The 13,736-nt window shown below is 39.2% G+C and carries 15 protein-coding genes; 2 read left to right on the forward strand and 13 right to left on the reverse strand.

Annotation, left to right across the window (positions count from 1 at the left end):
* From HX005_RS00795 to HX005_RS00805, 3 genes are all read right to left on the reverse strand, one after another.
* On the reverse strand, nucleotides 1-643 hold a 643-nt coding region (locus HX005_RS00795), incomplete at its 3' end, for a PIN domain-containing protein (protein WP_286375954.1).
* Between the two features lie 24 nt (nucleotides 644-667).
* Nucleotides 668-1,669 (reverse strand): hypothetical protein, encoded by a 1,002-nt coding sequence (locus HX005_RS00800; RefSeq protein WP_286375955.1) that lies wholly within the window; start codon nucleotides 1,667-1,669, stop codon nucleotides 668-670.
* 138 nt (nucleotides 1,670-1,807) lie between these two features.
* Entirely contained in the window at nucleotides 1,808-2,053 is a 246-nt protein-coding gene (locus HX005_RS00805; protein WP_286375956.1) for a SlyX family protein, read from the reverse strand.
* 36 nt (nucleotides 2,054-2,089) lie between these two features.
* Here HX005_RS00805 and HX005_RS00810 point away from each other — a divergent pair, with 36 nt between their 5' ends.
* Together HX005_RS00810 and HX005_RS00815 are read left to right on the forward strand one after the other, a co-directional pair.
* The gene (locus HX005_RS00810; RefSeq protein WP_286375957.1) at nucleotides 2,090-3,994 is read left to right on the forward strand and encodes an ATP-binding cassette domain-containing protein; all 1,905 of its coding nucleotides are present in this window, start codon (nucleotides 2,090-2,092) and stop codon (nucleotides 3,992-3,994) included.
* A gap of 540 nt (nucleotides 3,995-4,534) precedes the next feature.
* Nucleotides 4,535-6,148 carry a purine-cytosine permease family protein gene (locus tag HX005_RS00815; protein ID WP_286375958.1) on the forward strand — a complete coding sequence of 538 codons (1,614 nt, stop codon included), beginning with the start codon at nucleotides 4,535-4,537 and terminating at the stop codon, nucleotides 6,146-6,148.
* A 522-nt stretch (nucleotides 6,149-6,670) separates the two neighbouring features.
* On the opposite strand, the gene HX005_RS00820 is transcribed toward HX005_RS00815, so the two are convergent.
* The 10 genes from HX005_RS00820 to HX005_RS00865 form a co-directional block, all read right to left on the reverse strand.
* The gene (locus HX005_RS00820) at nucleotides 6,671-7,243 is read right to left on the reverse strand and encodes a HupE/UreJ family protein (protein ID WP_286375959.1); all 573 of its coding nucleotides are present in this window, start codon (nucleotides 7,241-7,243) and stop codon (nucleotides 6,671-6,673) included.
* 12 nt (nucleotides 7,244-7,255) lie between these two features.
* Nucleotides 7,256-7,870: an urease accessory protein UreG gene (gene ureG / locus HX005_RS00825; RefSeq protein ID WP_286375960.1), complete on the reverse strand. Its 615-nt coding sequence runs from the start codon at nucleotides 7,868-7,870 to the stop codon at nucleotides 7,256-7,258.
* Between the two features lie 48 nt (nucleotides 7,871-7,918).
* Entirely contained in the window at nucleotides 7,919-8,581 is a 663-nt protein-coding gene (locus tag HX005_RS00830; RefSeq protein WP_286375961.1) for an urease accessory protein UreF, read from the reverse strand.
* Complete coding sequence (gene ureE, locus HX005_RS00835) at nucleotides 8,571-9,077, reverse strand: urease accessory protein UreE (RefSeq protein ID WP_286375962.1); 507 nt, start codon at nucleotides 9,075-9,077, stop codon at nucleotides 8,571-8,573. Before ureE ends, HX005_RS00830 begins: the two co-directional genes overlap by 11 nt.
* 7 nt (nucleotides 9,078-9,084) lie before the next feature.
* Nucleotides 9,085-9,666, reverse strand: a complete 582-nt coding sequence (locus tag HX005_RS00840; RefSeq protein WP_286375963.1) for a histidine phosphatase family protein — start codon at nucleotides 9,664-9,666, stop codon at nucleotides 9,085-9,087.
* 12 nt (nucleotides 9,667-9,678) lie between these two features.
* On the reverse strand, nucleotides 9,679-11,379 hold the full coding sequence (ureC, locus tag HX005_RS00845) for an urease subunit alpha (RefSeq protein ID WP_286375964.1): 1,701 nt from the start codon (nucleotides 11,377-11,379) through the stop codon (nucleotides 9,679-9,681).
* 33 nt (nucleotides 11,380-11,412) lie between these two features.
* Complete coding sequence (locus HX005_RS00850) at nucleotides 11,413-11,736, reverse strand: urease subunit beta (protein ID WP_286375965.1); 324 nt, start codon at nucleotides 11,734-11,736, stop codon at nucleotides 11,413-11,415.
* 13 nt (nucleotides 11,737-11,749) lie between these two features.
* A complete protein-coding gene (ureA, locus tag HX005_RS00855; protein ID WP_130072125.1) occupies nucleotides 11,750-12,052 on the reverse strand; it encodes an urease subunit gamma in 303 nt (100 codons plus the stop codon).
* Nucleotides 12,053-12,099: 47 nt separating this feature from the next.
* Entirely contained in the window at nucleotides 12,100-12,729 is a 630-nt protein-coding gene (locus tag HX005_RS00860) for a hypothetical protein (protein WP_286375966.1), read from the reverse strand.
* An 88-nt stretch (nucleotides 12,730-12,817) separates the two neighbouring features.
* Nucleotides 12,818-13,693 carry an urease accessory protein UreD gene (locus HX005_RS00865; protein WP_286375967.1) on the reverse strand — a complete coding sequence of 292 codons (876 nt, stop codon included), beginning with the start codon at nucleotides 13,691-13,693 and terminating at the stop codon, nucleotides 12,818-12,820.
* Between the last annotated feature and the right edge of the window lie 43 nt (nucleotides 13,694-13,736).

The raw sequence follows: 13,736 nt of genomic DNA on the forward strand, positions 1-13,736 counted from the left end.
CAGCAGATCTTAATTTTAAATATTTATCTATTGCTGAAAGGTGATACTGAATTTTATTATTTTCTATTTTCAAAATTTTTAGTTTCTTTAACTCTTCAATAACAACTTTTGTTATCTCTTCCTCAACTTTTAAATTTGCTTTTAATGAATTAATCAAAGATTCCAATTTAGCAGGTTTACTAAAATTGTTTTTTGCTAAATTTTGACAATACTGAACCACCATTTGATCTATATTAAATTCGGTTTTTAATTGCTGAACAGTTTGATATGCAAGCAATGGTTTTTCATGAATAATTTTTGCCTCAAACTGTGAATTTTTTAATAAATCAACAACATACTCCATAGAGTAATCATTTGACATCACTTCAAAACAAAAGTCTTTTTGCTTAACTTGTGTAGATAACTGTCCTGCAATAAAGGCTAAACCAAAATCAGCAGAATCTTTACCAATTTTAGGCATTTTTAATACTTTTAATTTCCCATTCACGATAAAAGGTGCCAGTTTAATTAAACCATCCAAACTAAAATTAACAGGTGATTTTGCATAAACTAAATAAACCCAATGATATTGAGATAAATATCTTAATAAATCCTTTTCTGTTTTTTGTAAGTTCTCAATATCAAGTAACAGTATTTTCTTCATATGCACCCCAACATAATTATTTTTCTAATTTAGATACATCTCATGGCTATAAATTACATCGTGCCCATTCCAATAAATATAACCTTTTTCAATCAACTCTTTCAGCAATAAACGCACATCAGATTGGGGAAACATTTTTTCTAGCAAATCACGCAATGCATAAATATCTTTAGGTTTATTGGTTTTTAATTCATTCAGTTTTTGAATCACTTCCCATTGCACAGGATCAATTTTTTCAAAGTTTGCAGTGAGTGAATCATCCGTATTTTGCTGTTTCTTGATTTCAGCAATCACCTGTTGAGCATCTGAACTTAGTTTTTCTAAAATATCATCAACTTTTAAGACTTTACTCTCTTGTAAAGCATCTTTACGGTCTAAATCAAGTTGCGACCATTGCTTTAAAAGTTTTTTACGGAACCACACTTGTTCATCATCTTTTTTGACAATTTTTAAATTAATCAACATACCCAATAAACGTTGTGCTTTTTCAGGTACGATCTGTAAACAATTTACAATCGAATTTTTTAACTTTTCAACTGTATTTGGCTTCCCTGTCATTTTTGCAACAGCATCACAATATTTTTTAACAAGCTGTAATGCAGGTTTATTTTTTATTGTTTCAATACTTGGAACTTGATGCTTAGATGGACTGAGCGATAAATTTTTTGATTGCACTTGAGTTAAGTTACAACTCAAATCTGAGCTTCTTAACATATCTATTAACATGTCTGCTGTTGTCATCGCTGAAATAACTTCAATTTGCGTCTCAGGCTCAAGCAAAGCTAAAAGTTGCCCCACCACAACTGCATATTCATATTCTTTTTCAGTGGTTTCTGGCACATCTAAAATCACAACTTGCCCACTGGTAATCCAAGTTGCAAGTTCAGTTAAATCATCTAAAGGAAATTCAAAATGACCTGTACAATTAAATAAATATACTGTTGGATAATGTTCAATAATATCCTGTAACACTTTGAAGGTAGGCATATTATTTTCAATATCAAGAAGGATGACTTTATTGTGCATGATCAATTTTTAACACCATAGGAATACTGCATTACACCGAGCTTTTAAATAAAGGTCAAATAAATTTAACACTTTAATTTGAAATATTAAATATTGTTTTCATCACTAAAAGTGATATAAACCAAATGATAAGTCCACTTAATAATGCGGCGGACGATTGGTCATTGGGTCAAAAGCAGCGATGCCTTCCGATAAATCTGAAGATTCAATCCGTTGGTAAATTAAACGCATTTGCTTTTTCAAATCGGCAATTTCGGCATTTTGTCGAGCGACTTGATCATTTAATTGTTCGACTAAATCATCTAAAAATGTAATTCGCACTTGCAAATCTTCTATGGGTGCGGAAAATGACGCCTGATCATCTAAATTTTTTTGTTTAGTCACTTTTTAAGTCCTCATTTGGGATGTTTAGGAAACACTATGGCCTATATTACTTTAAGGGATGTCCAACTTGCGTTTGGTGGACCAGCCCTGCTCGATGGCGCAAACTTCAATTTAGAACGTGGCGAACGAGTCTGTTTGATTGGTCGTAACGGTGAAGGTAAGTCTACTTTACTTAAACTGATTGAGGGAAGTTTATTACCTGATGCAGGTGAGGTTTCACTACAAAATGGCATCACCATTTCCATGCTTGCGCAGGACGTTCCAATGGACTCTGGCAAAGTTGCTGACATCGTTGCTGATGGTGCAGGCGAAGCTGCTTCAGTCTTAAAAGCATATCATGAAGCGAGCGATGCTTGTGTACTTGGTGATATGGAAGCCTGTGAACGCATGGGCAATTTACAACATAAAATGGATCAACTCGATGGTTGGTCACTTGAAACCAAAGTCAATGCAATTTTGAGCAAAATGGGTTTAGACCCTGAAGCAGACTTAGCTGATTTATCGGGTGGTCGTAAACGTCGTGTACTTTTGGCACGTGCTTTACTGACTCAGCCAGATGTGTTGTTACTAGACGAACCAACCAACCATTTGGACGTTGAAAGTATCGAATGGTTAGAAAAATTTTTATTGGATCAAAACAATTTAACTTTACTGTTTATTTCGCATGACCGTTCATTTGTTGACAGTATTGCAACACGTATTGTTGAGTTGGATCGTGGAACTTTGCGTAGTTATGAAGGTAACTATTCACGTTATTTAGAGCTAAAAGAACAGCAAATGGAAGCCGAGGAAAAGGCAAATGCGCTGTTCGATAAAAAGCTTGCCGAAGAAGAAGTCTGGATTCGTCAAGGTATTAAAGCACGTCGTACCCGTAATGAAGGTCGTGTCTGTGCCTTAAAAGCATTACGTGAAGAATCAAGAGCACGTCGCTCACAGCAAGGCAAAGTGAGTATGGCAACTCAAGATGCCAATCGCTCAGGTAAAGTGGTCTTTGAGATTGAAAATCTCAGCGTTACTTTTGGCGATAATGCACCGATCATCAAAGATTTCTCGACCTTGGTCTTGCGTGGTGATCGTATTGGCTTAGTCGGTGATAATGGTGTGGGTAAAACCACCCTGATCAAAGCCATTTTAGGTGAGCAAGAACATACAGGGAATGTTAAAACAGGGACACAGCTTGAAGTTGCCTATTTTGACCAACTCCGTAATGCACTTGACCTGGAAAAATCAGTCAAAGATAACGTATCAGAAGGTTCTGACCATGTGGATGTTAATGGTTCACGTCGTCATATCTATAGTTATTTGCAAGACTTTTTATTCTCACCTGAACGTGCCCGTACACCTGTAAAAGCGCTGTCAGGTGGTGAACGTAACCGTATTCTTTTGGCTAAGCTTTTACTCAAACCATCCAACCTGATTGTCATGGATGAGCCAACCAATGACTTGGATATGGTAACACTTGAGCTACTCGAAGAAATGCTTGGTGGCTATAAAGGCACATTGCTCTTGATCTCGCATGACCGTGCCTTTATGGACAATGTCGTGACCTCGACTTGGGTCTTTGATGGTAAAGGCAATATTGATGAATACATCGGTGGTTATCAGGATTATCTTGAACAGCGTCCTGACCAAACCGTTGTGGATCAAAAGAGTGCAGTGAAAAAAGCCGCAGCAAAAGCTGAAGCAGCAGCGCAAACCACACAACCGAAAAAAGTAAAGTTAAGCTATAAAGACCAACGTGCTTTAGAGCAACTTCCTGCTGAAATGGAAGCATTGGAAAAAGAGCAAGCTGAAATTAATGCACAACTTGCAGATGGTTCACTGTTTGTTTCTGACAATGCCAAAGCCATGAAATTATCAAATCGTTTAACGGAAATTGATGATGAATTGCTTGAAAAAATGGAACGTTGGGAAGAACTTGAAGAAATGAGCAAAGGTTAATTTTTTCGGTTTCGCTCCTGAATTAAAAACTCCGCTTCGTGCTCATGCTGATCAGTTAAGTATTTTTAAATCCTCCCCCAACCCTCCTTTTTCAAAGGAGGGAGCTTTCCATTACTAAAAATGACTTTAGTTATTGAAAGTTCCCCTCTTTTCCCTTACGCCATATATGGCTTAGGGTTAGGGGAGATTTTTAGAACTTTATCCAATAATTTTACTTAATTGATGAGTATTACCGCTTCGTGCGGAGTTTTTACGTTCATGTTCTGATTTTTCAAAATGAACAACACGATATTTTCATTTTTTGATGCGCTAAAAATGCTCATGGTATTTTTAAAATCTTATTTTCTGTCATTTTTTGTGCATTTATTTAGGTGCATTGATAGATAAAAATAGCGCTTAAATCTATCACCATCAATCATCACATAAAATTATTATATTAAAATTCAAAGTTTTAGTAAAAATAAAACATCATTCAAACATTTGGCATCTATTTTGCAAAACATCTGACAAACACAAAATTAAAATTTAGGAGTGTTTGCGATGCATAACCCATCTACAACAGATACTTTTGAGGATAAAGCCACATCCTCAGCTGCAAATGAAACATTGGAAGACTACACATTACGTTATGCACCACATAGTTTTCGTCGTTGGAGTCCTAAAGTTGTTGCGATTACTGCATTAGGCGGTATTGCCTATTTGGCTGATTTTTCAATTGGTGCAAGTATTGGCATGACATACGGTACAACCAATGCGGTTATGTCGATCATCTTCGCTGCGATCATTATTTTCCTGACAGGTATTCCGCTTGCCTATTATGCCGCTCGCTACAATATTGATTTAGATTTGATTACTCGTGGTGCAGGTTTTGGCTACATTGGTTCAGTGTTGACGAGTATTATTTTTGCAAGTTTTACCTTTATTTTCTTTGCGCTTGAAGGTTCAATCATGGCGCAAGGTTTATTGCTTGGGCTTGGTATTCCACTTTGGGCAGGTTATCTGATTTCCACGGTTATGGTCATTCCTCTTGTGATTTATGGCATGAAAGCGCTGAGTAAGTTACAAGTATGGACTACCCCGATTTGGTTAATTTTGATGATTGGACCTGTGGCATATTTAATTCATAAAGAACCAAGTTTGGTCAGCTCTTTTACCACCTATACAGGTACAAGCGGCTATGCGCCTATGGACATGGCAGCGATTATGTTGGGTGCAGGGATTTGTTTGTCGTTGATTATGCAAATTGGTGAACAAATTGATTATTTGCGCTTTATGCCTGCAAAAACCAAAGAAAATAGCAAATCTTGGTGGATTGCGGTGATTTCAGCAGGTCCGGGTTGGGTGATTTTGGGTGCAATTAAACAAATCATTGGTGCATTTTTAGGTTTTTATTTACTGATGAAAATTCCGGGTGTCAATGCAACTGAGCCTGTACAACAGTTCAATGCAGCTTTTCATGATATGTTACCGGGTTGGTTGGCGCTGTCTTTAGCCGTGATTTTAGTGGTAATTTCACAAATTAAAATTAATGTCACCAATGCTTATTCGGGTTCTTTGGCTTGGACAAGTGCATATACCCGCATCAGCAAACATTATCCTGGACGCATCGTTTTTGTCATTGTCAATCTTGTTATTGCGCTCGCATTGATGGAAGGCAACATGTTTGCGGTCTTAGGTAAAATTTTAGGTTTCTATTCTAACTTTGCCATTGCTTGGGTGGTTGTAGTTGCAACGGATATTGCCATCAATAAATATGTTCTTAAACTGTCACCGAAAGAGCCTGAATATCGTCGTGACATGTTGTATAACGTCAACCCTGTTGGAATGGTTGCATTCCTTGCGGCTGCGGGTCTATCGATTGCTGCATTCTTTGGCTTGTTTGGGGATTTCCTTGCTGCCTATTCTCCATTGATTGCCTTGGTTGTAGCATTTGTACTGACTCCTGTGATGGGCTTAATCACCCAAGGAAAATACTACATTAAGTCTGAAAATGATGGCATTAAAGAACCACGTTATGATGCTGAAGGTACACCTGTTGCGACGGTTTATCATTGTGTGTCATGTCATGAAAATTATGAACGTCCTGATATTATGTATTCACATCAACATAATGGCGTGATCTGTTCATTGTGTAAAACCATGGAAAAATCATAAAACTAAAAATGGTTGCATTAAATTTAAGGCTTCATATGAAGCCTTATTTTTGTGGTGTTTTAAAATAAAGTACTTACAAAAGTCAAAAACAAGAAATGATTGATAGAAAAATCAATATTGAAAGTTTCTTCTTTTATGCCATATATGGCTCAAGGATGAGGAGTAATACCATTCTATAAAAATAAAATAATATAAGTTCTAAATTTGGCACAGCCCCATTTATATTGAAAAATTTTGATTATTTTGCGTAGGCGATGCCTCACTTTTGAAGTGATGAGGAATATATTCCGCAAGGTGACAAAAATCCTTTGTTGGACAAAGGGGACTCCTGTCACCCTTGCCCAACGGCGACATCCATGTCGCCACGCGATAGCACCATTGTTTTTAAAGAAAAATCAACTAAAATATATTAATTCAATTTAGCAGTTTTTATAATTTCAATGGGTTAAGTATTTTTATATAAAATGATCAGACACAAAAAATCCCACATTTTCATGCAGGATTTTTTAAACGCTCTATACGTTAAGCCAAAGCAATCAAGGCAACAATTGCTGCAAAAACACCCACGATTTTTTTACCATGTGGAATATAGTCAGCAATCACTTTCCCCAACAGTAAACCCACAGCATAAAGCAGTGACATTGCCACGACCATGCCTGCAACCAACCCCACGACATGCCCTGCACCACCCAGTTCAGCACCATGTGCAACGCCATGAAAAGTGACCAACATTGCCGTTGCCATAGGTAAAATCATGTTTGACTTCGACCATAATGCAATCGCAACCACCATCAGCGAAGCCACAATGCCATATTCTGCAAATGCCTCAGGTATCCAATGTGCTGCCCCAATTGCAAAGCCAACAACCAAAGCCAAGACCATACTGATCATGCCGATCGCATTCCATTTTTTAGCAGCAGAATAAAACAACACCCCCAAAGCAACCGCCATCATCATATGGTCAAGCCCTGTGAATGGATGGGTAAATCCTGCTGCAAAACCTGAATGAGTTTGATCATGCCCGGGATGCGCCATGGCAAAAACAGGACTCAAGGATAAGAAAAATAAAATACTTTTTTGCCCAAATTTTGTCATTTTCATCGCTCCTCAGGCTTTAAATAAACCTTGTTTTTCAATAAATAAAATAATCTCAGCTAAACCATCTTCAGTTTTCATATTGGAAAAAATAAAAGGTTTTTCGCCACGCATGCGTTTTGCATCCTGATCCATCACCTCAAGATTTGCACCCACCATTGGCGCTAAATCTGTCTTGTTAATAATTAATAAATCTGACTTGGTAATGCCCGGTCCACCTTTACGAGGAATCTTTTCACCCCCTGCAACATCAATCACATAAAGGGTTAAATCTGATAGTTCAGGGCTAAAGGTTGCAGCTAAATTATCGCCACCACTTTCAATGATAATCAGCTCTAATCCTTCAAATTTTTCACATAAATCATCAATTGCAGCAAGGTTAATTGAAGCATCCTCACGAATCGCAGTATGTGGACAACCGCCTGTTTCCACCCCCACAATACGATCAGGTGACATCGCTTCATTGCGAGTTAAAAAGTTAGAATCTTCTTTGGTATAAATATCATTGGTAACCACTGCCATATTATATTTATCACGTAATGCACGACATAAATTTAAGGTCAATGCCGTTTTACCTGATCCGACAGGACCACCAATTCCAACACGTAATGGACTACGTTCTGACATGATTTTTTCCTTTATTTTGTGTGAATACTAAAGTTAAATGTTGTTGATTTAAGAACGGAATAATCTTGAATATTGCGTTTCATGTTGCATACTGAGCATGGCGTACTGTGGCAAACTACTGCTCATTTCATCATCCTGTAGTGCCATTGCCTTCTCTACCGCAGCAGGAACCAAGCCATGCAAATGCCATAAAATCCGTTGACCACTCATCTGACCCAATGGAATAGTTTTGACCGCAGCCAAGACCTGATTTTCTAAAACAGAAAAACTATAAGCAGTTAAAACATCCGCCTCGTTTAAGCCTAGACGACCACAAAGCTGTGCATAAACAGGCACAAAACCAAACTGTTTTTTCACCGTGACATCAAGCAAAAGAACATCTTTGATCCATGCATTTAAGGAAAATGCCAACTGTTGTGACTCAGCCAAGAGTTCTTTACTTTCACGACTCGCCCGATATAAATGTGCCCAATATAAAAATTCATTTTCCTGTGAAAAATGCTGCATTAACCGTTGCAAAATAGGCAGCTCGAAACGAAGCAACAGCATTTCCAAAACATCTTCAAAATAGGCTTTGCTGCTGTTTTCATCATAGATCAAGCCTTTTTCAATCGCACTTTCCACACCTTGTGAATAACAATAAGCACCCACAGGCAAAGCGGTTGAAGAAAGCGTTAAGAGTTTGAGCAGTTGCGCGGCATTAATCGACATGATGCAAAGACTTGATCGGGCTTAAACGATGACTTTCTGCTTTCGATAAACGCTCATGACTGTGTGCATGTTGCGCATAAGCACCACTTTCAGGCTCAAAGGGATGATGAACCTCTGTGACAGTCAAACCCAAGCCCTGCACCATTTCCGCAAGCACATGATCAGGCTCAAAATACAAAGCAGTCGGGGTCAACATCAGTGGCACATGCCGATTACCCAAGTGATATGCAGCTTTTAACAGCTCAAACTCTGTCTTTGCTGTGACTTGCATTAAATGTTCCGCTTTGGCATTGACCTTTAAAATCTCGCCTTGCTCGGTGGCAATCAACGCGCCACTTCTTAAAATACCTGTACGTGGTAAATCCACGCCAATATCATCGCCATTATCCAAAGTGGCACGAAAACGACTTTTTTGACGAGTGTCGAAAGTCAGAGCAACCGTTTCAAATACCTCTTCAGTTTGCGTCTGCTCCAATCGTTGAGTAAATATTTTCATCACCATCCTACTTATAAATAAAAAATTCTGTATTTTTAATGGGTTGATGCAACATATTGTGGCGAAATGCTCGCATTAACTCGGCTGAAACTGCCTGCGGTTCAGTCATTAACATTTGAAATAACTGTAAAAACTGACCATGACTAAAAATCATCAAGTTTTGATCTAAATAACGTTGTTGTTCTCGATCAAGAAATGTAAATAAAGCTTCAACTCTTTGATATAAATCTCTAAAAGATTCAGCATCCGAGGCATCAACATAGTCCACATCCGCCAACTGCCAATAAGCATCTACCCACGGTTTGCGCTGTGATAAGGTTGTACCTCTGCATTTCACATTAGAAAGATAAGAAAATTCTTCAATCGGCAAAATTTCCGCTGTTAACTGATCCCGATCAAGCAAGGGTTGAGCCGTTTGTAAGGTTCTTAAAAAGGGTGAAATAATGACATGATCAGCCTTCGGCAACTGTGCTAAAAGCTGTCGTGCTTGTAAATGCCCCAACTCAGTCAGTGCAATACTTGCATGTGATTCTGTTTGACCATCAACATTTCCCACACTTTCTGCATGTCGAATCAAATAAATTGCCATCAAACCCGTCCCTTAAAATAAAAAATAGCGTTGTGCCATCGGTAACACTTCAGCAGGTTCACAGGTCAAATGCACTCCATCGGCTTTCACTTCATAAGTTTCAGGATGAACCTCCATCACAGGACAATAATCATTGTGCTTCATGTCCTTTTTGGTGATTTTTCGAGTATTTTTTGATGGGGAAATGATCTTTTTCAGCTGTAATTTTTCCGCCACACCTGCATCAATCGCCACTTGTGAAAGAAAAGTAATACAGGTGTTATGTACACCACGCGGAAAAGCCCCAAACATCGGACGATAATGCACAGGTTGAGGCGTTGGGATCGACGCATTAATATCGCCCATCGGTGCGGCTGCAATCATGCCACCTTTAATGATCATGGACGGTTTAACGCCAAAAAATGCAGGCTTCCATAACACCAAGTCTGCCAATTTTCCTTCTTCAACCGAACCGACTTCATGGCTTAAACCATGCGTAATGGCAGGGTTAATGGTATATTTGGCGATATAACGCTTCACCCGTTGATTATCACAATGCGGTGTATCCCCTTGCAACGCGCCACGTTGCACTTTCATTTTATGGGCAGTTTGCCACGTCCGAATGATCACCTCACCCACTCGTCCCATCGCTTGCGAATCCGATGACATCATCGAAATTGCACCTAAGTCTTGTAAAATATCTTCTGCGGCAATGGTTTCACGGCGGATTCGACTTTCAGCAAAAGCCACATCTTCGGCAATGGCAGGGTCTAAATGGTGACAAACCATGAGCATATCCAAATGTTCATCAATGGTATTGACCGTATAAGGACGGGTTGGATTGGTTGAAGATGGCAATACATTGTCCTGACCAATCGCTTTTAAAATATCAGGTGCATGCCCACCACCTGCGCCCTCAGTATGGTAGGTATGAATAGTTCTATTTTTAAATGCAGCAAGCGTTTCTTCCAAAAAACCACTTTCATTTAAAGTATCGGTATGAATCGCCACTTGCACATCATATTCATCAGCAACACTCAAACAATTATCAATCGCCGCAGGTGTCGAGCCCCAATCTTCATGCAGTTTAAGTCCGACCACGCCTGCTTTGATTTGTTCTGCAATCGGTTCAGGTTGACTCAGATTCCCTTTACCCAACAGCCCAATATTCATCGGCAAATCATCAATGGCTTGTAGCATGGTGGCAATGTGCCAAGGACCCGGAGTAACCGTAGTTGCCGATGTCCCTGCCGCAGGACCTGTTCCGCCACCAATCATTGTTGTGGTTCCTGCCATCAATGCGGTTTCTACTTGTTGCGGGCAAATCCAATGGATATGGGTATCAATTGCCCCTGCGGTTAAAATCTGCCCTTCACCTGCAATGACTTCGGTAGCCGCACCTAAAGGAATCGTAATGTTGGGTTGAATGTCAGGATTACCTGCCTTGCCAATCTTCCAAATTCGACCATTTTTCAGACCAACATCGGCTTTGATAATGCCCCACCAATCTACAATCAACGCATTAGTAATGATGGTATCTACAACTTCATCTGCCAAAAGTTGTGACTGTCCCATACCATCACGGATGACCTTGCCACCACCAAATTTTACTTCTTCACCGTAAGTGGTCAGGTCTTGTTCCACTTGTATAAATAAATCGGTATCAGCTAAACGGACACGATCTCCAACCGTAGGACCAAACATTTCTGTATAAGCACGACGTGATATTTTCATGGTTGAATACCTTAATTTCGTGGATGTTTTAAATTATGTACCTGACGTATCATCAAGTTTCCCCATGACTCGTCCTGCAAAACCATACACTTCACGCTTGCCTGCCAATGCCACCAATTCAATACGACGACTTTGCCCCGGCTCAAAACGAATGGCTGTCCCTGCCGCAATATTGAGGCGATAACCTTTGGTTTGCTCGCGGTCAAACTGCAAAGCATCATTGGCTTCATAAAAATGAAAATGCGAACCGACTTGAATCGGACGATCACCCATATTTGCCACATTGATACTTAAGGTCTTGCGTCCTACATTGAGTTCAATCTCTGCTTCAGGGGTAATGACTTCACCGGGAATCATGTGTTACTCCTTATTACAGAATGGGTTGATGAACAGTCACCAACTTTGAACCATCAGGAAAAGTAGCTTCGACCTGAACTTCAGCAATCATATCTGCCACGCCATCCATCACATCATCTTGTGTGAGTAATGTGGTGCCGTAATGCATGAGTTCACTGACTGTCATCCCATCACGTGCGCCTTCCAACAATGCCGCAGAAATAAATGCAATCGCTTCAGGATAATTGAGTTTTAAACCACGAGCCTTGCGACGCTCTGCTACTAAACCTGCGGTAAAAATCAATAATTTGTCTTTTTCTGTGGGATTAAGTTCCATAACATTTTCCTGTTTTTCTAATCCATGCAAAAATCGTGCTCATTTTTCTAATCACGATGATCTAAAATATAGCGTTTGAGTTCTAAACCCTGCGTACAGGCAGGATCTGACTTGCCATAAACACAACTCATAATCAGTGCATCTAACGCTTTATCATAGGTTTCTTTCGAGTTATCATTCTTAATTAACTCAGCTACATACATTGTGCAGCCCCAAGGATCATTCCAACGGCATGATTTTTCAAATGTCCTTGTAATACATTGTTTTCGCTCTAAGCTTAATGTGTCCATAAACGTCATTGCACCCGCTGCTCGATTGGTACATGCCGATGCGACACCTAATTCACAGCCTCTTTGAAATAATTGCTCAGCAGATTGTGCTTGATGCGCTTGCTGTAAACTCAATGCTGTAAAATAACAAGCATGCCCTTGATCATGCTCACATTTTTTATAGCATGCTAAAGTGTTTTTCTGACAATATGCAGCCAAAATAGTATCGTCTTGTAAGAGTTTGGCTTTTTTATTGGGTGATGTATCTGCTGGACATCGCTCTAAATTATTCATAAATATCGGATTTTTTGACATATCTTGTTTGATTTCGAAAATGTCATTTTCAGGCATCGCATAACAGAACAAAGGCATTAAACAACAAAATAATATTAATATTAATATTTTCATTAACTTATCTTTTTACGGCTGTATTTTTAATCAGTTTATCGAGATATTCTTCACATTACCATCTAAAAAATAAATCATATTTAACAAACTAAGTCCGCCAAATTCTTGGAAATTCTTCATCTAAATCAAACCAATAACGTCTAAGCCTTGCCCGAATCGCAGCAAAAGCATCATGACATTGTCGAACATCCTGTCCTAAATAACGTGCACAAACCACATCACCTAAAATGGTCAAGGTCACAGGCGTATTCATCCGCATAATCAACTCTCGGATCAAATCAATGTGTTCATCCAAATAGAGATTTGAGCGAAATTTCTCAGGTGCGACTGCCCAAAAACTGCCCATCACAGCGCAACTATTCATGCCTAAACATGAGCTGAGCCAACGATCATTTCCCACAAAATTCAGTGAATCCGCAACTAAAAGTGTTTGATTTCGATAAAGTTTAAAATGATTTTGATAACGTCCCTGCTCAAATTTTTCTTGTTGTGCCTGACGCCCCAAGACCAACAAATCCCAACCGATAAAACTTGCGGTCTGATCTAAATGAACAATCGTTTCAGAGTTGGCATTTGCACCATTAAAGAGCATGGTTTCCTGTGGCAACCACTCCAATATCGCATGACTTTTGACATGAATATGAATATGTTGAAAGGCAGGTTTGCCATTACTTTTGTACCATTTTCCTGCACCGGGTGTTGTAACCACAGCATGAGCATACTGCTCAGCATCAATTTGAAAACTTAAGTGATCGCCCCCTGCAATGCCTGCAGGTGGATGTACAATAATGGCATGGCACACGCCTGTTTTTTCAGGCCACAGCATTTTTTGCACCCGAACAGGTCCAAAATGTTTGCGATGATGCAAAACGGTGCGTTTTTGATCACATTTAAAACCTAACTCCAATTTGGCGTACCAATACTGGGCATTATGCTGCGACTGACTCAAAACTAAATGATTCATCTCAACGGATTTTGCTGTCTTTTGATTAACTTTAAAAAATTAA

It is taken from the genome of Acinetobacter sp. R933-2, assembly GCF_030325485.1.
In the GTDB taxonomy this organism is placed as follows: domain Bacteria; phylum Pseudomonadota; class Gammaproteobacteria; order Pseudomonadales; family Moraxellaceae; genus Acinetobacter; species Acinetobacter sichuanensis.